Source organism: Pseudomonas sp. MUP55 (genome assembly GCF_034043515.1).
Classification (GTDB): Bacteria; Pseudomonadota; Gammaproteobacteria; order Pseudomonadales; family Pseudomonadaceae; genus Aquipseudomonas.
Genome location: NZ_CP138214.1, coordinates 2001628 through 2026381 on the forward strand (window position 1 = coordinate 2001628; position 24754 = coordinate 2026381).

The 24754-nt window shown below is 60.0% G+C and carries 21 protein-coding genes and 4 tRNA genes; 12 read left to right on the forward strand and 13 right to left on the reverse strand.

Annotated features, from left to right (window positions below):
- The first annotated feature begins 37 nt into the window (after positions 1-37).
- A complete protein-coding gene (locus SC318_RS09085; RefSeq protein WP_320430490.1) occupies positions 38-1912 on the forward strand; it encodes an MFS transporter in 1875 nt (624 codons plus the stop codon).
- A 102-nt stretch (positions 1913-2014) separates the two neighbouring features.
- Here SC318_RS09085 and sugE read toward each other — a convergent pair whose 3' ends face one another.
- From sugE to rdgC, 3 genes are all read right to left on the reverse strand, one after another.
- Complete coding sequence (sugE, locus tag SC318_RS09090; protein ID WP_105524638.1) at positions 2015-2329, reverse strand: quaternary ammonium compound efflux SMR transporter SugE; 315 nt, start codon at positions 2327-2329, stop codon at positions 2015-2017.
- Between the two features lie 105 nt (positions 2330-2434).
- Complete coding sequence (locus SC318_RS09095; protein WP_320430491.1) at positions 2435-3400, reverse strand: bile acid:sodium symporter family protein; 966 nt, start codon at positions 3398-3400, stop codon at positions 2435-2437.
- Between the two features lie 148 nt (positions 3401-3548).
- Positions 3549-4469 (reverse strand): recombination-associated protein RdgC, encoded by a 921-nt coding sequence (gene rdgC / locus SC318_RS09100; protein ID WP_003172886.1) that lies wholly within the window; start codon positions 4467-4469, stop codon positions 3549-3551.
- Positions 4470-4628: 159 nt separating this feature from the next.
- On the opposite strand from rdgC, the gene SC318_RS09105 reads away from it, so the two are divergent.
- The 6 genes from SC318_RS09105 to SC318_RS09130 all read left to right on the forward strand — a co-directional run bounded on the left by SC318_RS09105 (position 4629) and on the right by SC318_RS09130 (position 8095).
- Positions 4629-4704, forward strand: a tRNA-Val gene (locus SC318_RS09105).
- 19 nt (positions 4705-4723) lie between these two features.
- Positions 4724-4800: transfer RNA gene (locus SC318_RS09110), tRNA-Asp, on the forward strand.
- Between the two features lie 448 nt (positions 4801-5248).
- Positions 5249-7432 (forward strand): PAS domain-containing sensor histidine kinase, encoded by a 2184-nt coding sequence (locus SC318_RS09115; protein WP_320430492.1) that lies wholly within the window; start codon positions 5249-5251, stop codon positions 7430-7432.
- On the forward strand, positions 7429-7791 hold the full coding sequence (locus SC318_RS09120; RefSeq protein ID WP_320430493.1) for a response regulator: 363 nt from the start codon (positions 7429-7431) through the stop codon (positions 7789-7791). The genes SC318_RS09115 and SC318_RS09120 overlap by 4 nt, the downstream gene beginning before the upstream one ends.
- A gap of 132 nt (positions 7792-7923) precedes the next feature.
- Positions 7924-7999 (forward strand) — tRNA-Val (locus SC318_RS09125).
- Positions 8000-8018: 19 nt separating this feature from the next.
- A tRNA-Asp gene (locus tag SC318_RS09130) sits at positions 8019-8095 on the forward strand.
- Between the two features lie 311 nt (positions 8096-8406).
- On the opposite strand, the gene SC318_RS09135 is transcribed toward SC318_RS09130, so the two are convergent.
- The gene (locus tag SC318_RS09135) at positions 8407-9540 is read right to left on the reverse strand and encodes a catalase family protein (protein WP_413817621.1); all 1134 of its coding nucleotides are present in this window, start codon (positions 9538-9540) and stop codon (positions 8407-8409) included.
- Between the two features lie 29 nt (positions 9541-9569).
- Positions 9570-11378 carry a di-heme-cytochrome C peroxidase gene (locus SC318_RS09140; RefSeq protein ID WP_320430495.1) on the reverse strand — a complete coding sequence of 603 codons (1809 nt, stop codon included), beginning with the start codon at positions 11376-11378 and terminating at the stop codon, positions 9570-9572.
- A 247-nt stretch (positions 11379-11625) separates the two neighbouring features.
- On the opposite strand from SC318_RS09140, the gene SC318_RS09145 reads away from it, so the two are divergent.
- The 4 genes from SC318_RS09145 to SC318_RS09160 all read left to right on the forward strand — a co-directional run bounded on the left by SC318_RS09145 (position 11626) and on the right by SC318_RS09160 (position 13940).
- Positions 11626-12366: a BamJ family beta-barrel-assembly machinery protein gene (locus SC318_RS09145; RefSeq protein ID WP_306492353.1), complete on the forward strand. Its 741-nt coding sequence runs from the start codon at positions 11626-11628 to the stop codon at positions 12364-12366.
- A 315-nt stretch (positions 12367-12681) separates the two neighbouring features.
- Positions 12682-13137: a YkvA family protein gene (locus tag SC318_RS09150; RefSeq protein WP_306492354.1), complete on the forward strand. Its 456-nt coding sequence runs from the start codon at positions 12682-12684 to the stop codon at positions 13135-13137.
- A 96-nt stretch (positions 13138-13233) separates the two neighbouring features.
- Complete coding sequence (locus SC318_RS09155; protein ID WP_320430496.1) at positions 13234-13572, forward strand: helix-turn-helix domain-containing protein; 339 nt, start codon at positions 13234-13236, stop codon at positions 13570-13572.
- The gene (locus SC318_RS09160; protein WP_005786715.1) at positions 13569-13940 is read left to right on the forward strand and encodes a hypothetical protein; all 372 of its coding nucleotides are present in this window, start codon (positions 13569-13571) and stop codon (positions 13938-13940) included. Before SC318_RS09155 ends, SC318_RS09160 begins: the two co-directional genes overlap by 4 nt.
- On the opposite strand, the gene SC318_RS09165 is transcribed toward SC318_RS09160, so the two are convergent.
- From SC318_RS09165 to SC318_RS09200, 8 genes are all read right to left on the reverse strand, one after another.
- A complete protein-coding gene (locus tag SC318_RS09165) occupies positions 13937-15700 on the reverse strand; it encodes a bifunctional diguanylate cyclase/phosphodiesterase (RefSeq protein WP_320430499.1) in 1764 nt (587 codons plus the stop codon). The two genes, SC318_RS09160 and SC318_RS09165, sit on opposite strands and share 4 nt — an antisense overlap.
- Before the next feature lie 117 nt (positions 15701-15817).
- The gene (locus SC318_RS09170) at positions 15818-17899 is read right to left on the reverse strand and encodes a carboxy terminal-processing peptidase (protein ID WP_306492357.1); all 2082 of its coding nucleotides are present in this window, start codon (positions 17897-17899) and stop codon (positions 15818-15820) included.
- 386 nt (positions 17900-18285) lie between these two features.
- Positions 18286-18939: an HAD family hydrolase gene (locus tag SC318_RS09175; RefSeq protein WP_320430500.1), complete on the reverse strand. Its 654-nt coding sequence runs from the start codon at positions 18937-18939 to the stop codon at positions 18286-18288.
- A 32-nt stretch (positions 18940-18971) separates the two neighbouring features.
- On the reverse strand, positions 18972-19961 hold the full coding sequence (locus tag SC318_RS09180) for an ABC transporter ATP-binding protein (RefSeq protein ID WP_320430501.1): 990 nt from the start codon (positions 19959-19961) through the stop codon (positions 18972-18974).
- Complete coding sequence (locus SC318_RS09185) at positions 19958-20758, reverse strand: ABC transporter permease (protein WP_306492360.1); 801 nt, start codon at positions 20756-20758, stop codon at positions 19958-19960. Before SC318_RS09185 ends, SC318_RS09180 begins: the two co-directional genes overlap by 4 nt.
- Positions 20745-21581, reverse strand: a complete 837-nt coding sequence (locus SC318_RS09190) for an ABC transporter permease (RefSeq protein ID WP_320430502.1) — start codon at positions 21579-21581, stop codon at positions 20745-20747. The genes SC318_RS09185 and SC318_RS09190 overlap by 14 nt, the downstream gene beginning before the upstream one ends.
- A gap of 5 nt (positions 21582-21586) precedes the next feature.
- The gene (locus SC318_RS09195) at positions 21587-22393 is read right to left on the reverse strand and encodes an alkaline phosphatase family protein (protein WP_320430503.1); all 807 of its coding nucleotides are present in this window, start codon (positions 22391-22393) and stop codon (positions 21587-21589) included.
- 209 nt (positions 22394-22602) lie between these two features.
- Positions 22603-23679, reverse strand: a complete 1077-nt coding sequence (locus SC318_RS09200; protein WP_124366480.1) for an ABC transporter substrate-binding protein — start codon at positions 23677-23679, stop codon at positions 22603-22605.
- Between the two features lie 347 nt (positions 23680-24026).
- Here SC318_RS09200 and SC318_RS09205 point away from each other — a divergent pair, with 347 nt between their 5' ends.
- On the forward strand, positions 24027-24740 hold the full coding sequence (locus tag SC318_RS09205; RefSeq protein WP_320430504.1) for a UTRA domain-containing protein: 714 nt from the start codon (positions 24027-24029) through the stop codon (positions 24738-24740).
- Positions 24741-24754 lie beyond the last annotated feature (14 nt).

The window sequence follows — 24754 nt, forward strand, 5'->3', positions numbered from 1 at the left end:
GGCCTGATCAATAACAGGCCACGCAGGAACACGGACGATGAGCCACCCCTCACAATTCACCTTGCTGCGCACTCGGCGCTTCCTGCCGTTCTTCATCACCCAGTTGCTGGGCGCCTTCAACGACAACATCTTCAAGCAATCGTTGATTCTGGCGATTCTCTACAAGCTCACCATTGAGGGTGACCGGTCCATTTGGGTCAACCTGTGTGCCTTGCTGTTTATCCTGCCGTTCTTCCTGTTCTCGGCGCTGGCCGGGCAGTTCGGCGAGAAATTCAACAAGGACGCGTTGATCCGCGCGATCAAGCTTGGGGAAATCGCGATCATGGCCGTGGGTGCCACCGGTTTTCTGTTCAATCATCTGGAATTGATGCTGTTGGCGCTGTTCGCCATGGGCACCCACTCGGCGCTGTTCGGTCCGGTGAAATACTCGATCATGCCCCAGGCCCTGCACGACGATGAGTTGGTCGGCGGCAATGGCCTGGTGGAAATGGGTACGTTCCTGGCGATCCTCGCCGGCACCATCGGCGCGGGCGTCATGATGTCTTCCACCCATTACGCGCCGGTGGTGGCCGCAGCGATTGTCGGCGTGGCGGTGCTGGGCTACCTCGCCAGCCGCAGCATCCCGCGGGCGGCGGCTTCCACGCCGCAATTGCGCCTGGACTGGAATATTTTTACCCAATCCTGGGCCACGTTGCGTATGGGCCTGGGGCAGACCCCGGCGGTGTCGCGCTCGATCGTCGGCAATTCCTGGTTCTGGTTTGTCGGTGCGATCTACCTGACGCAGATTCCGGCCTACGCCAAGGAGTGGTTGTACGGCGACGAAACCGTCGTCACCTTGATCCTCACGGTGTTCTCGGTGGGCATCGCCCTGGGGTCGATGCTCTGCGAAAAGCTCTCCGGGCGTAAGGTGGAAATCGGCCTGGTGCCGTTTGGCTCGTTCGGCTTGACGGTGTTTGGCTTGCTGCTGTGGTGGCATTCCGGAGGCTTCCTCCAGAATGTCCAGGCCAACGACTGGTTTGCGGTGCTCAGCTACGGACAAGCCTGGTGGGTGTTGTTCGATATCCTCGGCCTTGGCGTGTTCGGCGGCTTTTACATCGTGCCGCTGTACGCGCTGATCCAGTCGCGCACCGCCGAAAACGAGCGTGCGCGCGTGATCGCGGCCAACAACATTCTCAATGCGCTGTTTATGGTGGTGTCGGCCATTGTGTCGATCCTGCTGCTGAGCGTGGCCAAGCTGTCGATTCCCGAGTTGTTCCTGGTGGTGTCGCTGCTCAACGTCGCGGTCAATACCTACATCTTCAGGATCGTGCCCGAGTTCACCATGCGCTTCATGATCTGGCTGCTCAGCCATTCCATGTACCGTGTCGAGCACCGCAACCTGGAGCTGATTCCGGATGAAGGCGCAGCCTTGCTGGTGTGCAACCACGTGTCGTTTGTCGATGCGCTGCTGATCGGTGGTGCGGTGCGTCGGCCGATTCGGTTTGTCATGTACTACAAGATCTATCGCTTGCCGGTGCTCAACTTTATCTTCCGCACCGCCGGGGCGATTCCGATTGCGGGGCGTAACGAAGATATCCAGATCTACGAAAAGGCGTTCACTCGGATTGCCCAGTACCTGAAGGAAGGCGAGCTGGTGTGCATCTTTCCGGAAGGCAAGTTGACCGGCGATGGCCAGATGAACGAGTTTCGCGGCGGTGTCACGCGGATTCTGGAAGAGACGCCAGTGCCGGTGATACCGATGGCATTGCAGGGGTTGTGGGGGAGTTTTTTCAGCCGCGATCCGAACAAGGGGCTCTTCCATCGGATCTGGTCGCGGGTGGTGCTGGTGGCGGGGGAGCCCGTGTCGGCTGAGGCGGCAACCCCTGCACAGCTGCAGGCGGTGGTCGGTGTGCTGCGGGGGAGTGTCAGGTAGTTCTGTGTTGGATCTGCCGGCCTCATCGGGGGCAAGCCCCCTCCCACAGTTGACCGCGTTGACCCGTGTGGGAGGGGGCTTGCCCCCGATGGCGGTAGTCGCCTAAGTGGAGATCTTCAGGCCAATAAGCCCGCAAATGATCAACGCCACACTGGCCAACCGAAACAACGCCATGGATTCCCCAAACAGGATAATCCCGGCGATCACCGTGCCCACGGCGCCCACTCCGGTCCATACGGCGTAGGCGGTGCCCAGCGGCAGTTCCTTCACGGCCAGCCCCAGCAGGCCGAGGCTGATGGCCATGGCGACGATAGTCAGGGCGGTGGGCAATGGCTTGCTGAAGCCGTCGGTGTACTTCAGGCCGACGGCCCAGCCGACTTCGAACAACCCGGCAAAAAACAGAATGATCCAGGACATGCTGACCTCGCTTCTTCAGGCGGGGTCGTCCCCGGATTCAACGCTCAACGGCGTCGCGGGGTCGTCCCCGCGAAGCGCCTAGAGTGCCGAACATGGGCCGTACGATCAAGTTTGCGGGGTATCTTCCAGCGCGCGGCGGTCCTGCTTTTCGCTCATGCGTCGAAAGTAGGTGGAGAGCAACGCCCCGGAAATATTGTGCCAAACGCTGAACAGTGCACTCGGCACCGCCGCCAGTGGCGAGAAATGCGCGCTGGCCAACGCGGCGCCGAGCCCGGAGTTCTGCATGCCCACTTCCAGCGCCAATGACTTGCGTTGCGCCAATGGCAACTTGAACAGGCGCCCGGTGAAGTAACCGAGCAGGTAGCCGAAGCTGTTGTGCAGCATCACCACGGCCATGATCAACAGGCCCGACTCGGCGATCTTCGCCTGGCTGGCGGCTACCACCGCGGCGACGATGATCACGATGCTGACCACTGACACCAGCGGCAATACTTCGACTGCATGCCGTACCCGACTGCCCAGCAACCGCTGCGCGACCACGCCCAGCACGATGGGCAGCAGCACCACTTGCAGGATCGACCAGAACAACTCCATGAACGACACCGGCAGCCAGGCCGAGGCCAGCAGCCAGATCAATGCCGGCGTGAGCAGCGGGGCGAGGAGGGTGGTAACGGCAGCGATGGCCACCGACAGGGCCAGGTCGCCACGGGCCAGCCAGGTCATCACGTTGGACGAGGTGCCGCTTGGGCAGCAGCCAACCAGAATCACGCCGACGGCGATTTCCGGCGGCAGATGGAAGACCTGGCACAGCAACCACGCCACCCCTGGCATGATCACGAAATGCGCGACCACGCCGAGGGCGACGCGCCACGGATGGCGGGCAACCTCAGCGAAATCTTCAAGTTTCAAGGTCAGGCCCATGCCGAACATCACCAGGCCCAGCAACGGTACGATGGCGCTTTTGAGGCCGATGAACCAGCCGGGTTCGAGGAACGCGAGCACGGCAAATATCAGCACCCAGTAGGCGAAGGTATTGCCGACGAAGCGGCTCAGGGCGGCGAGTGCGCGCATGGGGAAGTCCTTATTATAGAGTTTTGTAAATTGCGATCGAATGTGGGAGGGGGCTTGCTCCCGATAGCGGTGGTTCAGTCAAAGCAGCGCTGGCTGACACTCCGCTATCGGGAGCAAGCCCCCTCCCACAGTTTGATCTTCACACGGCTTAGATGCCCTGTGGGGTTTCTTCGCCGCCCAGTGCTTCGACCAGTGCCGGCAGGAACTCGCCGAAGGTCAGCATCATCAGGGTAAAACTGGCATCCAATTGGCCCAGGGCTTCGTCGCCGCCGTCCTGTTCGGCCTGGTCTTGCAGCAGGTCCTCGAACTTCAGGCGCTTGACGGTCATTTTGTCGTCGAGCATGAAGGACAGCTTGTCCTGCCAGGCCAGGGACAATTGAGTCACGACTTTGCCGGTAGTCAGGTGCAGCTGGATCTCTTCGCCGGTCAGGTCCTGGCGCTTGCAGCGCACGATCCCGCCGTCTTCGTGGGTGTCGCGCAGTTCACACTCATCAAGAACGAAGAAGTCGTCAGCCGGTTTCTGGGTGGTGACCCAGTCGGTCATGATCGCCGTCGGTGCGGTTTTCACGGTCAGTGGGCGCACGGGCAGGGTGCCGATCACTTCGCGCAGGGTGGAGAGCAGGTCTTCGGCGCGTTTCGGGCTGGCCGAGTTCACCAGGATCAGGCCTTGCTTCGGCGCGATGGCGGCGAAGGTCGACGAGCGACGAATAAAGGCGCGCGGCAGGAACGCCTGGATGATTTCATCCTTGATCTGGTCCCGTTCCTTTTTATAGACCTTACGCATTTGCTCGGCTTCGATTTCCTCGACCTTCTCTTTAAGCGCATCGCGCACGACGCTGCCCGGCAGAATGCGTTCTTCCTTGCGCGCGGCGATCAACAGGAAGTCACCGCTGACGTGAACCAGGGGCGCGTCTTCACCTTTACCGAAAGGCGCGACAAACCCATAAGTAGTCAACTCCTGGCTTGCGCACGGGCGCGCCAGTTTGGTGGCCATGGCCGCTTCCAACGCCTCGGCATCAACAGGCAGATCTTGGGTCAGGCGATAGATAAGCAGGTTCTTGAACCACATGGGGTGAGTCTCTCCTCTATACAAAGGGGGGCATTATTCTCTTGATCACGCCGCAGGCCAACCCTGCGTAAGCCATTGGAAGGGCTCAAAAAAAAGATTTAAGAAAGTGCTTGCCAGACCTAAGGGCGCTCCGTAGAATGCGCGCCACACCGAAACGAAGGGTGATTAGCTCAGCTGGGAGAGCATCTGCCTTACAAGCAGAGGGTCGGCGGTTCGATCCCGTCATCACCCACCATTCGCTTCAAGTGTTACGCGCAGCGGTAGTTCAGTCGGTTAGAATACCGGCCTGTCACGCCGGGGGTCGCGGGTTCGAGTCCCGTCCGCTGCGCCATATTTGCTTCCACTAAGGCCCATTGAGCGCCTGGAAGCCACGCAAATAGCGGCCTTTGGCCGCTTTTTTCGTTTCTGGGTTCCGTCGGAATCCATCTCCAGCCACGGTTTCCACGTACCTGTTCAAGTACACCGCTGGTACCGCCCTTTACAATTTCTCGTGCACTAATTCTCCTGTCGATTCGTCTACTGCTGGGCTGTATTCACGGGCCTGCCTGTTGATGCACTGGGATCTCGCGGCTATCGTCTGGTGTTGATAGCGGTGCATGACAAATGACTCAAGTATCGAGCGTGGCGTGAAATAGCTGATTTTTTGGCACCCAGCGCGCTCATATGGCCTGTTTTATGAAATTGATCCATGGCGGAGCGCCTTAAGGGTGCGGCACTCGGGAAGGGAAAGAGCCCAAGCCGGCCAAAGCGCTCCAACCAGATGAATCGAGGAATGAATGATGTTGAAGTCTGAAGAGCTTCCCAGCGAAGCGCGCGAACCCAGCGATTACGAGAGCCTCGTCGCGATGGGGGTCCACACCCTCAATGCCATTCCCGGGGCTATCTACCTCTGCGACCGCGACGGGTGGCTCGTCAGATTCAACAGTGAAGCGGTCGAGCTATGGGGAAGAACACCCAAGCTGGGAGAGAACGGAGACCGCTTTTGCGGCTCGTATCGGCTGTACTCTACAGATGGCATGCCGTTGGCTGTTGACGAGTGCCCGATGGCTTCGACCCTCGGCGCGGGGCTCGACGCGCGTAACCAGGAAGTCATGATTGAGCGTCCGGACGGATCGCGATTCGTGGCGCTCATGAGCATCAGGACGCTTCGAGATCGGCGCGGAAAAATCCAGGGCGCGATCAATTGCTTTCAGGACGTCTCTGCGCACCACCTGATGGCTGAAGAGTTGCGACGTAAAAGCTCCGATCTCGAAGACTTTTTCGAAAACAGCGCCGTGGGTCTTCATATTGTCAGCGGCGAGGGCGTCATCCTGCGGGCCAATAAGGCAGAGTTGTCGCTGCTGGGCTATTCAGCGAACGAATACATTGGCCGTCATATCACCGAGTTTCATGTGGATGAGCCGGTCATTGGCGATATCCTCCACAAACTCGGTAGCGGTGACTGCCTCACGAGTTACCCGGCGCGATTGAAGGCAAAGGACGGCACAGTCAGGCACGTCGCGATTACTTCCAACGGGCGATTTGAAGACGGCAAATTCTTCAACACCCGTTGCTTCACGATTGACGTGACCCGCGTGTACACGGCCGAAACAGAGCGCCAGGAGAGTGATGACAGGCTTGCGGCTACCTATGAGGCGGCCACTATTGGTATTGCCGAAGCGGCGGAGGACGGTCGCCTGCTTCGGGTAAACGATGCGCTGTGCACCATGCTTGGTCGGTCTCGCGAACAACTACTGGCGATGACTTTCCTGGACTATACCCATCCTGGAAGCGTTGAGCAGGACGCCAAATCCTATGCGCGCCAGGTGGCAGGTGAGTTGGACAACTATGTGATACGTAAACGGGCGACCAAGCCCGATGGCCAGATTGTGTATCTCGATGTCCATAGCTCGTCGGTAAGGACTCCTGATGGCAGATTCCGCTATGGTGTGCGCGTCATCCAGGATGTCACGCTGGCTCATGCGATGGAAAACCAGGTGCGCGAAAGCGAGCGGCACATGCGCAATCTCCTGGAGGCTCTGCCGGCTGCGGTGTACACCACTGACGCCGAGGGACGCATCACGTTCTACAACCGCGCAGCAGTCGAGTTGTCGGGTCGAACGCCACAGCTGGGCGACCTGTGGTGCGTAACCTGGAAATTATTTAATACCGATGGAAGCCGCCTTCCCCACGACCAGTGCCCCATGGCCGTAGCGCTGAAGGAAAACCGGTCGATACGCGGCGTCGAAGCCATCGCGGAGCGCCCGGATGGCACTCGCGTACCCTTTACGCCTTATCCAACCCCGCTGCATGACGCGCAGGGAAACCTGGTCGGCGCCATCAACATGCTCGTGGATATCACCGAACGAAAGCAGGCCGAAGACCGGCAAAAGCACCTGATTGACGAACTCAATCATCGGGTGAAGAACACCTTGGCGACGGTCCAATCCCTCGCGGCCCAAACAGCACGTAGCGCGCATGATGCCAATGAAGGTTATGTCCGGTTCGAAGCCAGGCTGCTCGCATTGTCGCGCGCCCACGACCTGCTGACGAAGCGGCATTGGGGCCAGACTCCGCTGGGCTTGCTTGCCCATGAAGTGTTAATGCCAATATTTGGCCACGACCCCGACCGCATCGTGATCGCCGGTGATGCCATCGACGTCGACACTCGCGTCGCTCTGAGCCTCACCATGACGCTCAATGAGCTGGCAATCAACGCTCTTAAATACGGTTCGATGTCCGTCGAGGCGGGGACGCTTTGCGTGAACTGGAGCGTTCAATCGCAACCGAACGCAGTACTGCTCACCCTGGACTGGCTGGAGCGGGGCGGCCCCTCAGTGTCCACGCCGGAACGCAAAGGGCTGGGTTCGCGTTTGATGCAGCGCTGCATCGAGCGCGATTTAGGCGGATCTTTTGAGCTCGACTTCGCCCGTGAGGGCGTTCACTGCCGCTTCTCGTTTATGGTCGCTGAGAACCAGACATGAACTCGTTTACTGGAATCAAGGTGCTCCTGGTTGAGGACGAGGGCGCCATCGCAATGTTGATCGAGGAAATGCTCGAAGACCTGGGGTGCACAGTAGTCGCATCCGTGGCCCGACTCGCGAAGGCGCTCCAAGTGGCAAATGTGTTGGACGTAGACTTGGCCATTCTGGACGTGAACCTCGCCGGAGAACGTGTCTTTCCGGTAGCCTGCGTTTTGCGTGCGCGCAACATCCCGTTTTTATTCAGTACCGGTTACGGCGCCAGCGGCCTGCCGAGGGAGTTTGCCGACTGCCCGGTTCTACACAAGCCGTTTTCGGAAACGGACCTTCGGTTGAAAGTTGCCCTGACGCTGAAACGTTAGGCAGCTTCTTGGGCGGGCTTTTTACCGTGCGAAAGATGGCAAAAAGGCTTGCGGTAAATTTTTTCTAAATAATTGCACTTAAATCAAGACATTACGATTTTTTGGTGTATGATGCGCCCACACCGAAACGAAGGGTGATTAGCTCAGCTGGGAGAGCATCTGCCTTACAAGCAGAGGGTCGGCGGTTCGATCCCGTCATCACCCACCATTCGCTTCAAGTGTTACGCGCAGCGGTAGTTCAGTCGGTTAGAATACCGGCCTGTCACGCCGGGGGTCGCGGGTTCGAGTCCCGTCCGCTGCGCCATATTCGGTCACCTGGAACGCTGAACGCCAGGTCACCACAAGAAGCCCGCTCATTGAGCGGGCTTTTTTTTCGTCTGCGATTTATCCATTTGGCTTTTTCCGGCGTGACTCACGCGTCGCCAAGTGCTCGAAGCAAAAGGATGCGGTGCCAAATACCGCGATGATAATGAGTACGATCATGCCGAGGGTTGAGCTTTCCACGCTGGCTTCCTACGCGGTGATGGGGTAGGCCATCACCGTAGTCGCCAGGTGTGAGGGGCTCAATAGACCCGACGTAATCCTTACGGCGCCGGGCCCATTTTTACGCCGTTTTTACGGCGCGTTGCGGCTGTGGCGATAGTCGCTGACCGCTTCGTAGACCGCTTTGCGCAGCCGGTTGATACCGCCGATGGGGCGGTGCGCTTCCAGGCCAAACCAGGGGTTGAACGACTGGTTATCGCACGCCAGGTTCAATGCAGGCGTGTCGAAATCCTGCGCCGGTACCCGTACCTTGGCCACGGTTTCATAGGGCGCATCACTTTCCTTCCACTCAATGCTGGTGTCTTCGATGGGCATGAATGTCTGCGGGTTCTGTCGCTGGACCTGCAGCACGAAACACGCCGGCACCCGGTCGGCGGACAGTTGTTGGTTGAGCGCGCTGCGCAGGAAGTTCGGCAGGTCCTGGTTCTGCTTGGGCAACTGGTATTGCGGGCAGCTTTGCGGGTCTGGCGCGACACGGAACTTGGCGTTCGCTGCACCGAACTTGTAGGGCGATACGGAAAAGTAGGTGGCCTGCGTCGGGCTGGCGGGGGCGGGCGCCAGTGTCGCCAGGGCGATGAACAGATGACGCACTTGCCAGCTGCGCGGGTCGAGCGTGGGGAAGAACGCCAGGACTTTTTTGCCGTCCGCCTGGGCGCCGATGTTTTGCGCATATTCCGCCACATCGCTGACAAAGAAGTTCGGATGGCTGAACATCACGAAGTCCTGTTCAGTGCGTGCCTGCTGATCGGCCATCAGCTGCTTGCCGGGCACATCCAGCAGCTTGATGGCCATGCCGCGAGCGTCGCGGATGCTGTCGAATTGCGGGTAGGCGTTGCCGTTGGATAAACGCATCGTTGCCTGCCAGGTCTTGCCCGGTTCGGCGAATACGCCCTGGCGCAAGGCCGGGTCCAGGTCGGCCAGCACGCTGACTTCGGCGTTCACGCAACCATGTGCCTTGGCGTGGGCATCACGCAGGTAGCGCGTGCCTTCGCGGTGCTGGTCGACGATGCGTACCGCCGTCTGGATGATGCCCTGGGTCATGGCGGCCTCTCCCGGCGGGATCTGCTCGTCCGGCGACACCGGGCCGCTGTGCTGCCAGGCGAACCAAACGCTGGCGGCCAGCCATACCAGCAAGCCCAGGCCCACCAGCCACAGCAGTGTTTTGCCGACGAAGGCGCCGAGGCGTAGCCAGATACGCGCGAGCATGGACGGTTCCTTGTGTTGTGATCGGATAATCATGGCAGTTGTTGCTCCAGCGGCCCGCCGAGGACTTTCAGGTATTCCAGCAGCGCCCAGCGTTCCTCTGGCAACAAACCGCGGCCTATGACGCCGTTGCCGCGCTTGCCGGCACGGAATTCGTGGCCACTGTTGTGGTTGCCGGTAATCCTGGTATCGAACAGGAAGGCATTGTTGAATGCAGCGGTTTCAAAGCCCAGGTGACGTGGGTCGTAATTGAACGTGCCTTTATAGAAGGTGCTGCTGCGTTCGTCCTGGGGTGAAAGCAGCTGGTAAATCGTCGGCACCGAACCGTTGTGCAGGAACGGCGGGGTGGCCCACACGCCCGCCAGTGGCCGCGCTTTATAGGCACGCAGTTCCCGCACCCCGATGGGCAAGCCAAAACCGTCCAGGCTGGGACGCTCGGCTGGGGTTACGCCTGCTGCGCGGTAGGCATGTTCCTCAACGAACGCGGTGACATACGCCAGACCCTGAGCCACCGACATGCGTTTCGGGTCCAGCGGCTGAGTGGGCGCAGGGTGCAGTTGCACATTGAGTCCTGCCAACTCCTTCGGGTCCCATTGCAGGGCGCTGAGGTCGTAGCGCTGGTCGGCAATGTTATTGGCGGTGCCGGGGTCGGTGCCGATGTCGTCCACCGCAAGCATCTTCAGTTGCCGCACGGGGCGACCTTGTTCCTCTGTGACGATGGGCACGTGGCAACCGGCGCAATTTTGCGCGAACAGCGCGCGGCCCCGAGCGGCGAGTGGCTTGTCGATGGCGCCGAACAGGTCTTCCGGCCAGGTGGGTGGCTTGAGGCGTTGTAACGTCTCTTCGATCAGGTTCAGGTCGCGTACCCGTACGCTGGAGGGGTAGCGCGCATCGCCCTGCAGGGGCTGGCCGGCACTGTCGAAGAAGTCCAGGGTCGCGCCCACGCCGAGGGCTTCACCGATATTGCGCGCCATCGGTTGCTGCGCCGAACCGTTCCATTGCACCCAGTCGAAGGTCCAGATGTCCCAGAGTTGCGGGTAATCCACGGGGGCGTTGGCGATACGATAGTTCTCTGGGGAGATGGCATCGCCAAAGCTGGCATTGGCGATGCGCCCGAAGGCGTCGGTGCGCCCCGGCCCTTCCTCGGTGGGGTAGAGGCCACGGTGGGTATCGTTCCAGGCAACCTTGAGAAATGTGTTCAGCGACTGTTTGAAGTCCTGGCGCAGTTGGTTGTGCTCGGCGTCGTAGCGCTCACCCAGGACCTGACGGGCGAAGCGCTCGAACTTCCAAGGGTTGTAGTAGGTTGCCGCAAGGCTGGCGACCAGGGCTTGGCCGAAGCTGCCGCCGCGCAAGGTCGGCACGCTCGACGGCAGCACGTGCTGCGCTGAGCCACCGTCGACACGCAGGGCCTGGCCTTTGAAGTGCAGCTCGCCGGTGTGGCAGGCGGCGCAGGTGATATCCAGGTATTCAATGTTGCTGCCCGCATTGGTATGCCGGGCAAACCCCACGGGCAAGTTGTCCGGGTTTTGCGTGGTGGGCACCTGCTTGGGGTCCACCAGGAAGCCGAAACGGGCCAGGTACGCCGGCGTGGCGAAGCGGCGTTCGGAAAAAGGCAGCTCCAGGGCGGTGAACCAGTCGTAGCGCAGGCCTTTTACCTGGGTGCCCTGGGGGGTGAAGTAATAGGTCTGGCGATCCGCGGCGCTCCATTGGTCCTGGTAGTGCACCTGCTCAACGGGCACGTAATCGGGCAGCTTTGGGTTGATCGTGTAATAGAGCACCACGGCCAGAATCAGGCCCAGGGCGATGAGGATCAGGAGGAAAATACGGGAAAAAATGCGCAAGTTAACTATCCTTGTCGAGTTGTCGCGTTGTTATGCCACTACGCCAAGGGGGCGGCAAGTGGCCATGAGCCTGATAATGGCAGGTCCCACGATCCGTCGCGGGCCTCCATCATGAATGAAAATGCTTTTAAACACGTGAACTTATCGGAAGTTTCCTGCTCACATGCCGGTAGCCATTGGTCGTGGCCGCCTGATAAGCTCGCGACTTTATTCGAATGCCCTTTTGGCGCATGAACAAGGAAATAGCATGAAACAGCATCGGTTGGCGGCGGCGGTGGCCCTGGTTAGCCTGGTACTTGCGGGTTGTGATTCGCAGACCAGCGTAGAGCTGAAAACCCCGGCGCAGAAAGCTTCCTACGGCATCGGCCTGAACATGGGCAAAAGCCTGGCTCAAGAAGGCATGGATGACCTGGACTCCAAAGCGGTAGCCCAAGGCATCGAAGACGCTGTCGGCAAGAAAGAGCAGAAGCTAAAAGACGACGAGTTGGTTGAAGCCTTTGCCGCACTGCAAAAGCGCGCTGAAGAGCGCATGACCAAGATGAGCGAAGAGTCGGCAACGGCCGGCAAGAAATTCCTCGAAGACAACGCCAAGAAAGACGGCGTCGTCACCACCGCTTCCGGTCTGCAGTACAAGATCGTCAAGAAAGCCGACGGCGCCCAGCCCAAGCCGACCGACGTCGTGACTGTTCACTACACCGGCAAGCTCACCAACGGCACCACCTTTGACAGCTCCGTGGACCGTGGCAGCCCGATTGATCTGCCGGTCAGCGGTGTGATCCCAGGTTGGGTCGAAGGTCTGCAACTGATGCACGTGGGCGAGAAGGTCGAGTTGTACATCCCGTCCGACCTGGCTTACGGTGCCCAGAGCCCGAGCCCGGCGATTCCAGCCAACTCCGTGCTGGTATTCGACCTGGAGCTGCTGGCCATCAAGGACCCAGCCAAGGCTGAAGCCGCTGACGCACCTGCTGCACCTGCCGCCAAGAAGTAATCGGCACTTGCACACCCAACGCCCCGTCTCGACGGGGCGTTGTTGTTTACGGGGTTTAAGAGCGACGCGAAGCCTGCGCAAATCCAAACGAACGTCCGCAACCTGTAGCAGTCTGATATAAAACTCGAGTACGGGTAGCCTTACATGCTTGCCAAGTCAATGAAATCTTGGGTTTTTTTGATGTGCGCAAAAAACGCCCGATCTGACTGCAGGCCTTGTAGCCCGTGGCTTTCAGCCATGAAAAAAGGCTCTGTTCACAAGGTTATCCACAATTTGTGTGGATAACCTTTCTGTCGTATGGAACTGGAGTGACACATGAAACCACCTTTCAATTTCACCCGTTTCCTGCCCATAGCCGCCCGTTTGCTCGGACGTGGCCGTTTACCAACCCTGCTGTTTGCCGTGGCTGCCAAAGGCTCGAGCCAGGGCAACCGCCTGGGCCAGCTCAAGGATGATCTCAAGTTGCTCCAGGCCCTGTGCCTGGCGTACTGGCGCGGCGAGTATCGGGCAATCAGCCCCAAGGCGCTGATCTCTGTGGTGGCGGGGTTGATGTACTTCGTCAGTCCGATTGACGCGATCCCGGACTTTATCCCCATGTTCGGTATGTTCGACGACATCGCCGTGCTGGCATGGGTCATGAAGACCCTGAGCGGTGAGCTGAGCGCCTTTCGCGCCTGGCGCGATGCCCAGCGCCCGGAAAAGCTGGCGGTGGTTGAGCGCCTTCCCGCCACGCCTGAGCTGCTTGCCCGGGAAAACCCGCAAAAAAACTAATGCGGGTGGCTATCCCCTGCGACCTCTGTGGCTGTTAGGATTACACTTCTAAGGAAAGAACTTACTTAGTAAGTGTATTTATCCTACGGGGCAGTCATGGATATTCAGATCATTTCACGCGATGGCAAGCCCGAATACGCGGTGTTGCCATGGGACCAGTACCAGGCGCTGCTAAAAGCGGCCGGTCAGCAGTCACCCACCCTCGCTTCTTCCCCCGCCGCACCGATTGCCACCGACCAGAACCTGCGCCCGCTCGCAGACCTGCGCCAACTGCGTGAAGCCAAGGGCCTGGCCATCGAAACCCTGGCGCGCACGGTCGGTATCAGCCCCTCGTATCTTGAATTGATTGAACGTGGTGAACGCCAGCCGGATGCCGCCATTCGCCGCAGCCTGGCCTGGGAATTGGGCGTTGCAGGTTGGAGGGATGAATCTTGAGCCTACGTATCAGCCGTCAACATTGGGATGGGTTACTCAACGAACTTGATCAGGCGCGGCGCCAGCGCCATCTGCTGACCTACCGTGCGCTGCTTGAGCGACTGCAATTCCCGACGCCGGCGATGCAGACGCTGGCCGCCGCCCTGGAGCATCTGGCTGCGCTGGACGCCAAGGCCGAGCAACCGCTGCGCAGTTCCCTGGTGATCAGCCAGGGTGCCAGCCGCTTGCCGCGCACCGGGTTCTTTGAATGTGTGGAGCGCCTGGGGCGTTTCAGCGGGCCATCCGACGGCGTGGCCGCCGCCTCCTGGCACGCATCGGAGGTGGTGCGGGTGTTCGAGTACGAGTATCCGGAATCGGCCGAGGCTTAAGCCGGCTGCAGGGCCAGGCTGTCGATCACATGGATGCTGTAGCCGGCCACATCCTTGGCATGATGCTTGGCCTGCGACGCCAGTTCCGCCAGCTGACTGGCATCGAGTTGTGCACAGGCCTGTGGATACAAATGCACCACCCCGATCGACAGTGAAAGCAAGGCGAACTCCTGACGTACGCCCTGGCGGTTGAGCGCGACGAAGCAGCCCGCATCGAGGTGCTCGGCGCGGTAGAAACGTCGGCATTGGGTGTGAAAATCATCCAGTAGCTGATTGAGCCGCTTGCGCCAATCCTGTGGCCCCAATACCAGCAGAAAGTCATCGCCGCCGATATGGCCGACAAAGTCGCGGCTGGGATCAACCCGGTCGTTCAGGCACTGCGCCAGGCACAACAGCACCTCATCCCCACGGCCATAGCCGTAGATATCATTGAATGGCTTGAAGCTGTCGATATCCACATAGCAGATCACCGATTCGCGCTCTTGCTGCAGCAGACGCGCCAGGCACTGCTGGATCGGCACGTTGCCGGGCAGCAGGGTCAGCGGGTTGGCATAGCGCGCTTGCTGGATTTTCAGCTCGGTGATCAGCTTGAGCACATCGATGACCCGGCCCAGGCCCAGATAGTCGCCGTTCAAGGTGATGATGAAGTCTTCTTCAATGCGTTGCCGCGCGCGGCTGGTCAGCAAGCGGCTGACCTGCTGCAGGGATTGGCTCAACTCGACTGCCAGAAAGTCATCGCTCATCAGACGGCTGATGGGTTTGCGTGCGAACAGGTCGGTGGCGAACGGTTTAAGCAGCGCGTCCGACAGCGAGTGTCGATGCACAATGCCCACCGGCTGGCCGCGGCTATCGAGCACCGCCAGTGAATTGAGATTGGCCTGGCGGCGGAATAACTCAAGTACCTGGGCGGTTGCCGTGTCTTGATCCACCGCCGGCTGTTCGTTGAGCAGGGCGCTGAGGTCACTGCCTTCTTCATTGAGGGCGATGGTGACGTTTTCCGGCTTGGGCAGCATCAAGCGTGCTTCCTGCGGCGGGTGTTCCTGGGGGCGGCAAAGCAGGTAGCCCTGGACCAGGTCGACGCCCATTTCCGTCAACACCGCCAGCTCTTCCGGCAGTTCAATGCCTTCGGCGATCACTTGCGCGCGGGATGCCTTGGCAATCTGCAGGATCGAACCGACGAATTCGCGTTTGAGGGCGTCCTGGTGAATGCCGTCGATAAAGTGCCGATCGATCTTCACATAATCCGGGCGCAGTTCCGACCACAACCGCAGGCTGGAGTAACCGGCGCCCAGGTCATCCAGGGCAATCGCAAAGCCCATGTCGCGATAATGGTGCAGCGCGGTCTGCAACAGCTGGAAATCATCGGTGGGCGTCTGCTCGGTGAGTTCGATCACCACCTGGCTCGGCGCAATACCGAAGTTGCGCAGCAATTGCAACGTGCGCCCTGGTTGATGCGCCGTCTCCATCAAGGATTCCGGCGAGATATTGAGAAACAGCTTGCCCGGCAGTTGCTGCTCGCTGAAGCGTCGGCATGCGCTCTCACGGCAGGCCATTTCCAGTTCGCTCAGGCGTCCGGCATGGCTGGCGATGGAGAAAAGGGCGACGGGGGAGTGCAGCGGGCTGTTGGACGGGCCGCGACTGAGGGCTTCATAACCCAGGACGCGTCGTTCAGACAGGCAAATAATGGGTTGGAACAGGCTGTGCAAACTGCCTTGAGCCAGGATAGAGCCCAGTGCCGCCAGCTGTTCGGTCATGGTCATGGTGATCTCGATCGAAAAAAAGGACCGCAGGCTTGAAACCTGCGGTCCTTTATTTCACGACAGAATGATGTCTATATGATGACACTCCTGGGAGCGTTCACATTAAATCGCCATCATTTACTGCTTGGCCACCTGCTTGGTGATCTTCAGGTAGTCCAGCAGGATGCGACCGGTCTCGGCCAGATAGGCGTCGTCCTCCGGCTTGGTTTTATCGGCCTCGGTTGGCAGCGCATCTTCATCTTCTTTCTTCAGCTCTTTGAGCGGCTCTTCGCCCTTGGCCTTGCGGCGCACGTTTTCCAGAACCAGCTGTTGATTCTCGATGTCGGCGTGCTGCTTGCGACGATCGGCTTCGTTGAGGCTGACGGTTTTCTCTTCCATCAACTTCTTGGCCAGGGCCAGCTTGTCGCGGATGAATACGAACTCGGCGTCCTTGGCGGAGCGAGTATCGTGGTCAGCTTTCAGTTGGGTCAGGAATGGCTTGAACGGGTCCGATGCCGGCTTGATCGCAGGACGGATGGTGTCCCACGGCATGGCCTCGGGCAGGGCGCTCTCGCCGATTTCCTTGGTGTCGATGATCGACGGGAAATCGATGTCCGGCAGTACGCCCTGATGCTGGGTGCTCTGCCCGGAAACCCGGTAGAACTTGGCCAGCGTCAGCTTGAGCTCGCCGTGGTTCAACGGCTGGATGGTCTGCACGGTGCCTTTGCCGAAGGTCTGGCCACCGATGATCAGCGCACGGTGGTAGTCCTGCATGGCGCCGGCGAAAATCTCCGAGGCCGAGGCCGAGAGACGGTTGACCAGCAACGCCATCGGCCCTTTGTAGAAGGCGCCCGGGTTCTCGTCTTCCAGCACGTCGACACGACCGTCAGCATTGCGCACCAACACGGTAGGGCCCTTGTCGATGAACAGGCTGGTCAGCTCGGTGGCTTCCTGCAGGGAACCGCCGCCGTTGTTGCGCAGGTCGATGACCACGCCGTCGACTTTTTCCTTCTGCAGCTCCGTCAGGATTTTCTTCACGTCGCGGGTAGTGGACTTGTAGTCCGGGTCACCGGCACGGAAGGCCTTGAAGTCCAGGTAGAAGGCCGGGATTTCGATCACGCCCAGTTTGTAGTCCTTGCCGTCCTGCTTGAGGTTGAGGACTTTCTTCTGCACGGCCTGGTCTTCGAGCTTCACCGCTTCACGGGTGATGGACACGATCTTGCTGGTCTGGTCGTTCGGTGCGTTAGTGTGCGGAATCACTTCCAGGCGCACCACGCTGCCTTTCGGGCCGCGGATCAGCTTGACCACTTCGTCCAGGCGCCAGCCGACCACATCGACCATCTCTTTGTCGGCCTGGGCCACGCCGATGATCTTGTCGGCCGGGGCGACCTGCTTGGTCTTGTCCGCTGGCCCTGCCGGTACCAGACGCACGATCTTGACCTGGTCATTGTCGCTCTGCAGGACGGCACCGATGCCTTCCAGCGACAGACTCATGTTGATATCAAAGTTTTCCGCGTTATCCGGCGACAGATAATTGGTGTGCGGGTCGTAGGACATCGCGAAGGTGTTGATGTAAGCCTGGAAGATATCTTCGGCACGGGTCTGGTCCAGGCGCGCCAGCTGATTCTTGTAGCGCTTGGTCAACAGCTCCTGGATGGCCTTGGGCTCTTTGCCGGCGATCTTCAGGCGCAGCACCTCGTCCTTGACGCGTTTGCGCCACAGGTCGTCGAGCGCGGCGGTGCTGGTCAGCCAAGGGGCGTCCTTGCGATCCACCAGAAGGGTTTCCTTCTCGGTGAAGTCGAGCTTGTCGACGCCCTTGTTCAACTCAGCCAGAGCGAAGTCCAGACGCGCTTTGACGCGGTCCAGGTAACGCTTGTAGATGGTGAAACCGGGCTGCAGGTCGCCGCTCTTGAGGAAGTCGTCGAACTGGGTCTTCCACTTGTCGAACTCAGTGATGTCACTGGCCAGGAAGTAGCTGCGCGACGGATCCAGCAGCTTGAGGTAGCTGTCGTAGATGATCACCGAGCGCGCGTCGTCCAGCGGCGGCTTGCTGTAGTGATGGCGCTTGAGCAACTCGACGACGTTAAGGCTGGCAATCACCTCATCGCGATCAGGCTGAAGGTTGTCCCAGCTGTTGGCTGCGAACGTATTGGTCGACATCGACGCGAAGCCGAGACCAATGAAAAGAGCGAGGGCGGTGCTGGGGAACAGATGCTTCATGCTGATTCGACGCGGGGGCAATTGATAACGCATATTAGGCCGTCTTTGAGGGAGCCGGTTCCATATGGTCCGGTCGCATAATGCAAAAAGCCCGACGCTACTGCTACGGGCTCAGTCCAGACTCACTATGGAGGCACAGTGAAAGCATTGCAAGGCGTTGAGGGTCATGTCGAGCGCTGTGATTGCTCGTTCCTACGTGCGATGTAGGCCAAGTTCGCATCCGTGAGGTGGCAGCGAACTCTCATCGCAGAGTTGTAACAGTACCCATGTGGGAGGGGGCTTGCCCCCGATAGGGTATGCCAGTGAAAAATGTTTCATCTGATCCACCGCCATCGGGGGCAAGCCCCCTCCCACATTGGATCTCCCACAGGGAGATCTTGGTGGGTTCAGGCCCAGTGGTGAATCGGCCAGCCGGCCTGTTCGGCGTGGGCGCGCAGCACCGGGTCCGGGTTGACCACCTGCGGATGGTCCACTTTGAGCAATAACGGCAGGTCATTGCGCGAATCCGAATAGAAATAAGCGCCCTCCAGGCTTTCGCCTTCCTGCTCAAGCCACGCCAGCAGCCGGGTGATCTTGCCTTCACGATAAGTCAGCACGCCGACCGTACGGCCGCTGTACACCCCGTGGCTGACTTCCAGGCCGATACCCAGCACTTCGTCGATGCCGATGCGCGCCGCAATCGGTTTGACCAGGTGCGTGCCAGAGGCGGATATCACCAGGATCCGGTCGCCGTTGGCGCGATGCCGGGCGATGGTCCTGGTCGCGTCGCTGTAGATCAGCGGCTCGATCACGTCCTCGACCCAAGGCTCCACCAAGTGCTCGATTTCTTCCGGGGTGCGGCCGATCATCGGTTCCAGGCTGAAATCCATGAAGTCTTCCATGCGCAACTCGCCTCTGCTGTAGGCGGCCATCAGTTCGTCGTTGCGGCGCATGAAGGATTCAGGGTCTACCCAGCCCAGCCGGCCCATCTGTGCGCTCCACAGCGTGGCGCAGTCGCCGTGGATCAGGGTGTCGTCCAGATCAAAAATTACCAATGCCATCCGTTCGTGCTCTCTCAGTCGGTCGTTGCCCGTCAGGCTACTTCACACACTGCGCTGGGGTCGATGGAAAGTGCCAGGCGCTGGCCGTCCGGGTGCAGGTCGTCAGCGCTGCGGTTAAGCACATCCACCACCAGTTCCACGCCACGGGCTTCGATTCGGTAGCGAATCACGTTGCCCAGCAGGCTATGGCTGCGCACCAGCGCGTCGAGTTCGCCGCTGCGGCTCAGTTCGATGGCTTCGGGGCGGATCGCGATGCGCCCGCTGATCGGACGTTGCAGCAGTTTGCTGGCCTTGTCGGCATCGAGCAGGTTGTAGTTGCCGATAAAACCGGCGGCGAACACATCCACGGGCGCCGTGTAGAGGGTCTCGGCATCACCGCTCTGGACGATGCGGCCCTGGTTCATCAGGAAGATGCGGTCCGACATGGTCAGCGCTTCTTCCTGGTCATGGGTGACGAAAATCGTGGTCAGCCCCAGTTCGCGCTGGATCTGGCGGATCTGCTCGCGCAGGTGCTTGCGAATGCGTGCGTCCAGCGCCGACAGCGGTTCATCCAGCAGCAACAGGCGCGGACGGGTCACCAGTGAGCGGGCGAGGGCCACGCGCTGGCACTGGCCGCCGGACATCTGATGCGGGTAGCGGCCGGCCAGGTCTTTGAGTTCCACCAGTTGCAGCACATCCTGCACCCGCTTGTGGCTGTCGTCGGCGTTGACCTTTTGCATGCGCAGGCCGAAGGCGACGTTCTGCTCCACGGTCATGTTGGGGAACAGCGCATAGCTCTGGAACACCATGCCGATGTGACGTTTCTGCGGGCTCAGGGGGACGATGTCCTGGCCATCCAGCAGGATCTTGCCGCTGTCCACCGAGGTCAGCCCGGCGATGCAGCGCAGCAGGGTCGACTTGCCGCAGCCGGACGGGCCGAGCAGGGTGACAAACTCGCCCTTGGCGATTTCACAGTTGATATCACTGAACACCGGCGTGCCGGTGTAGCTCTTTTGCAAATGTTGGACGCTGACGAAGCTCATTGGCTTTTGTCCTTGTTCAAGATGTTGGCGGCCCAGGTCAGCACCAGCACAAAGAAGAAATAGGAGATCACGACGGCGCTGGTGAAGTGGCCGCTGCTGTTGCGCATGTTGTTCAGGTACACCTGCAGGGTTTCGTAGCGGGTGCCGACCAGGATGTTGGCGAACACGAACTCACCGAACAGGAACGAGAACGACAGCAGCAGCGCCACCATCAGGCCTTTGCGCAGGTTGGGCAGCACCACCAGGATCGCGGCCTGCCAGGTGCTGGCGCCGAGCAGTTGTGACGCGTCCATGAGGTCGCGCAGGTTGATCGCCTGCAGGTTGTTGGTGATCGCTCGGTACATGAACGGCAACGCCACGGTGAAGTAGCAACCGATCAGAATCCACGGCGTGCCCACCATCGCCAACGGCCCGGAGCCATACAGTTGCAGCAGGCCCACTGACGACACCACCGGCGGCACCGCGAACGGCAGCAGGATCAGGATGTTCATCAACGCATCCAGCCGGGGAAAGTGGTAATGCACCACAAACAACAGCGGCAGAATCAGCACCACCGACAGGATCAGCGCGCCGACGCACACCAGCAGCGATTGCCCGAAGGCCATCAGAAAACGCGGATCGCTCCACAGCTGCACATACCATTTCAGGCTGAAGCCGGCGGGCAGGATGGTGGCTGACCAACTGCTGGAGATGGAGTAGACGAAGGTGCCCACCAGCGGTAACACCAGGATCAGGAACAGCAGGTACACCACCACCCGATGGTAGAGGGATGCCGGGCCGGCGTCAGCGCGAGACATGGTAGCTCCTCTTGAGCAGCAGTTGATGGACCACCGTGACCACGGTCATCAGCGCCACCAGCACAACGGCCAGGGCACTGGCCATGTTCGGGTCCAGTGACACATCACCGGAAACCAGCCCCGCGATGCGGATCGGCAGCACGTTGAAGTTGCCGGTGGTGAGGGCGTACACCGTGGCGTAGGCGCCCAGGGCGTTGGCCAGCAGGATGACGAACGTGCCAAGCAGTGCGGGCGTCAACACCGGCAAGCCGATATGCCGCCAGAACTGCCAGCCATTGGCGCCAAGCAGGGCGGCCGATTCCCGCCAGTCTTCGCGCAACGCATCAAAGGCCGGGTAGAGCAGCAGCACGCCGAGGGGAATCTGGAAGTAGGTATAGAGAATGATCAAGCCGGTCTTGGAGTACAGGTTGAAGTCCTGAATGATCCCCGCCTGCTTGAGCATGATGGTAATGCTGCCGTTGAACCCCAGCAGGATGATGAACGCGAAGGCCAGGGGCACGCCGGCGAAGTTGCTGGTCATGTTGGCGAACGCGGTAACGAAATTGCGCAGCGGCGAATCGACCCGGCGCAGGGAGTAACTGCCCAGCGTGGCGATGATGATGCCGAAGACGCTGGAGTAGAAGCTGATCTCCAGGCTGAACTGGATCGCCTGCAGGTAGAACTTCGAACTGAAGATGCGCGTGAAGTTTTCCAGGCTCCAGCCGGTGTCTTCGGTTTGCAGGCTGTTGATCAGCACCCACACCAGCGGCGCGATTTCGAACACGATAAAGAACAGCGCGAAGGGCACCAGGCACAGCAGGGCCAGCCATTTGCCGCGATTCATGGCATTCACTTGAGCAGCTCCCGGCAGACAGGTTTGTCGTGGGGTACGCCGAGCAATTGGCAGACGGTACCGCACAGGTCGGTCTGTTTCGGTGCGGCATTGGCATCCAGGCTGAAGGCATCGCCCAGCACAAACAGCGGCACTTCGCGCTCCTCCGGCAGCAGGCCGTTGTGGGAACGGTCGTTGTTCATACCGTGGTCGGCGGTGACCAGCACCTGGTAACCGGCGTCGAGCCAGCCTTGCAGGTAGTCGGCAAGAATGATGTCGGCCGAGCGTGCGCTGTTGCGGTATTGAGCGCTGTCGAGGCCGTGTTTGTGGCCGGCGTCGTCGATGTTCATCGGGTGCACCAGCAGGAAGTCCGGCGCGTGCGCAAGACGCAGGCTTTCGGCGTCGGCGAACAGGTGAGAGTCCGGGTAGTGATCATTCCAGTAGAAATGCCCGTGCTGGATCGCCAGCGTCTTGTCGTTGGTATGACGGTCGCGGGCGGCGAGAAAAGGGCTGCGGTTATACAACTCGCTGACCCAATGGTAGGCCGCTGCGGCGGTGGTCAAACCGGCCTCGGTGGCGTACTGAAAAATGCTGCGCTGGGTGGACAGGCGCGAAACGTTGTTATGGACGATGCCGCTCTGGATCGGCGCAACGCCTGTGAGGATGCATTCATACAGCGGGCGGGACAGGGCGGGCAGTTCACATTCCAGTGTGTAGAGGGCTGCGCGTCCTGCGCCGACATAGGCCTGCAAGTGCCCCATGGCGTGCCGGGCCACCTCGAAGTTCAGGCCGTCGAGCACGACAAGGATGACAGGGTGCTTCATGAGGGAGAGCGCTCCGCAGCAATAGACTTGACTCAATTTCCTTGGAGGAACGAGGTCAAAAGTGTGGGAGGGGGCTTGCCCCCGATTGCGGTGTGTCAGTGTCAGATCTGTAACTGAACCACCGCTATCGGGGGCAAGCCCCCTCCCACATTGGTTCTCCAGTGGATCTCCAGTTGATTTCCAGTGGATTTCCAGTGTGGGTGAAAGGCTTACTTCATTTCCACGATGACCTGCTCGTTCCACAGCTGCGGCAGCTTCTTGGACGTGGCTTCCCACGCATCGGCGTCCTTGATCGGCTGCGGGTTGGCCTTGGTGTACTGCTCGCCCGGAATCAGGTTCTTGGCGATGTCAGCCGGCAGCTTCAAGTCGGTTTCGGCGCGGATCGGGCGTGCATTGCCTTTGGCCAGGTTGATCTGGCCCGCGTCGCTGAAGATGTATTCGCGGGTCAGCTTGGCGGCGTTCGGGTGTTTGGCGTACTTGTTGATGATGGTGGTGTAGCCGGATTTCACCGAGCCATCGGATGGGATCAGCACCACGTAGTCATCCGGGTTGGCCATCTTGGCTTTGTAGCTCAGGCCGTTGAAGTCCCAGACGATACCCACTTCGACTTCGCCTTTTTCCATGGTGGCGATGGTCGGATTGGACAGGGAGAGGCGACCTTGCTGGGCGATCTTGGTGAAAAATTGCAGGCCCGGCGCGATGTTCTTCTCGTCGCCTTTATTGGCGATGGCGGCTGCCAGCACAGCGTTGGAAGCCTGGGCCGCAGTGCTCACGTCACCCACCGAAACCTTGTACTTGCCGGTTTGCAGGTCGGCCCAGCTGGTGGGCACTTCGGAGCCGTGCAGCAGCTTCTTGTTCACGATGAACGCGATGGTGCCGGTGTAGGCCAGGGCCCAGTGGCCGTCTTTGTCTTTCGCCCAATCCGGCACCTGGGCCCAGGTGGACGGTTTGTAAGGCTGGGTCACTTCCTGCTTCACCGCAATGGGGCCGAACGCTGCGCCCACGTCGCCGATATCGGCGCTGGCATTGTCTTTTTCGGCTTTGAACTTGGCGATTTCCTGGGCCGAACTCATGTCGGTATCGATGTGCTTGAGGCCATAGGTCTTGGCCAGGTCTTCCCAGGTGCCTTTCCAGTTGGCCCAGTCATCGGGCATGCCGACGCTGTTCACGGCGCCCTCGGACTTGGCGGCGGCTTCCAGGGTTTTTAGATCGGTATCAGCGGCCATGGCTGCGGTGCACATGGCAATGGTCGAGCCTAACAGTGATGCCAGGAAAAGCTGTTTCATCCGAAGCTCCTATGGGCGTTTTCAACGCGGCGTTTTATGCAGGCAGTGTGGTTGGTCTAGGTCAGAGCAATACCTGAGCCAATCTAGACGCGATGGATGACAGTTTCATGTCGATGTCGTTTTTGAAGCGCTGATGTCGCTCGGCGCAGACTCAGCGTAGACCATGCTCAAGTGCCCGTAGTACCTGGACTTGGCCGATGTATTGCAGGGTGTGCTGCAGGAGCGTGACGCGGCTGTCATCTGTCGGTCATCTCTACTGCCTAGGCTGGCGCAGCATTGAGGCGGGACGTTTATGCAGCTTTAAGTGCACTTGAATGGTGCTGGTCTAGTCCAGATAGGTAACGTTGATGCGTGATGAGGCAGTCAAAGCGGTAACCTCCATCGGGCTGGCGCTGCAGGAGCAGATCGACCACGGCCTGTTGCCGCCGGCCAGCAAACTGCCCGCCGAGCGCAAGCTCAGCGAGTTGTTTGGTACCACTCGGATTACCGTGCGGGAAGCCTTGTTACAGCTTGAGGCCCAGGGGCAGGTCTACCGCGAGGAGCGCCGAGGCTGGTTCGTCTCGCCGCCTCGATTGGCCTATAACCTGATGCAGCGCAGCCACTTTCACGCGATGGTCAGTGAGCAGGGGCGGGTCGCATCGACCCAGGTGATTTCCGCACGCCTGCAGCCGGCATCGGCTGCGGTGTGTGCCTGGCTACAGTTACCGGCGCTGTCCAGCGTGATCCAGATTTGCCGGGGCCGGCGGATCGACGGGCGGCTGGTGCTGTACGTCGAGCACTACCTGAACCCCCAGTATTTTCCAGGGATTCTGGCGTGCGACCTGAATCAGTCGATGACCGAGCTGTATGCCCGCCAGTACGACTTGCACTACGGACGGGTGCGCTTCGAGATTGTGCCGACATCGCTGCCGCTGGAAGCGGCTTCAGCGCTGCGCGTATCAGTGGGCAGCCCAGGCTTGCGGATTGCCCGGGTCAACTATGACCAGCACCAGCGATTGATCGACTGCGACCTGGAATTCTGGCGGCATGATGCGATTCATGTGGGGGTGGATGTGGTTTGATTCGGTGACCAGAG

Coding starts and splice junctions, on each gene's coding strand:
- SC318_RS09085 (WP_320430490.1), top strand. CDS start 38: ATGAGCCACCCCTCACAATTCACCTTGCTGCGCACTCGGCGCTTCCTG.
- sugE (WP_105524638.1), bottom strand. CDS start 2,329: ATGTCCTGGATCATTCTGTTTTTTGCCGGGTTGTTCGAAGTCGGCTGG.
- SC318_RS09095 (WP_320430491.1), bottom strand. CDS start 3,400: ATGCGCGCACTCGCCGCCCTGAGCCGCTTCGTCGGCAATACCTTCGCC.
- rdgC (WP_003172886.1), bottom strand. CDS start 4,469: ATGTGGTTCAAGAACCTGCTTATCTATCGCCTGACCCAAGATCTGCCT.
- SC318_RS09115 (WP_320430492.1), top strand. CDS start 5,249: ATGTTGAAGTCTGAAGAGCTTCCCAGCGAAGCGCGCGAACCCAGCGAT.
- SC318_RS09120 (WP_320430493.1), top strand. CDS start 7,429: ATGAACTCGTTTACTGGAATCAAGGTGCTCCTGGTTGAGGACGAGGGC.
- SC318_RS09135 (WP_413817621.1), bottom strand. CDS start 9,540: ATGCTCGCGCGTATCTGGCTACGCCTCGGCGCCTTCGTCGGCAAAACA.
- SC318_RS09145 (WP_306492353.1), top strand. CDS start 11,626: ATGAAACAGCATCGGTTGGCGGCGGCGGTGGCCCTGGTTAGCCTGGTA.
- SC318_RS09150 (WP_306492354.1), top strand. CDS start 12,682: ATGAAACCACCTTTCAATTTCACCCGTTTCCTGCCCATAGCCGCCCGT.
- SC318_RS09155 (WP_320430496.1), top strand. CDS start 13,234: ATGGATATTCAGATCATTTCACGCGATGGCAAGCCCGAATACGCGGTG.
- SC318_RS09165 (WP_320430499.1), bottom strand. CDS start 15,700: ATGACCATGACCGAACAGCTGGCGGCACTGGGCTCTATCCTGGCTCAA.
- SC318_RS09170 (WP_306492357.1), bottom strand. CDS start 17,899: ATGAAGCATCTGTTCCCCAGCACCGCCCTCGCTCTTTTCATTGGTCTC.
- SC318_RS09175 (WP_320430500.1), bottom strand. CDS start 18,939: ATGGCATTGGTAATTTTTGATCTGGACGACACCCTGATCCACGGCGAC.
- SC318_RS09180 (WP_320430501.1), bottom strand. CDS start 19,961: ATGAGCTTCGTCAGCGTCCAACATTTGCAAAAGAGCTACACCGGCACG.
- SC318_RS09185 (WP_306492360.1), bottom strand. CDS start 20,758: ATGTCTCGCGCTGACGCCGGCCCGGCATCCCTCTACCATCGGGTGGTG.
- SC318_RS09190 (WP_320430502.1), bottom strand. CDS start 21,581: ATGAATCGCGGCAAATGGCTGGCCCTGCTGTGCCTGGTGCCCTTCGCG.
- SC318_RS09195 (WP_320430503.1), bottom strand. CDS start 22,393: ATGAAGCACCCTGTCATCCTTGTCGTGCTCGACGGCCTGAACTTCGAG.
- SC318_RS09200 (WP_124366480.1), bottom strand. CDS start 23,679: ATGAAACAGCTTTTCCTGGCATCACTGTTAGGCTCGACCATTGCCATG.
- SC318_RS09205 (WP_320430504.1), top strand. CDS start 24,027: ATGCGTGATGAGGCAGTCAAAGCGGTAACCTCCATCGGGCTGGCGCTG.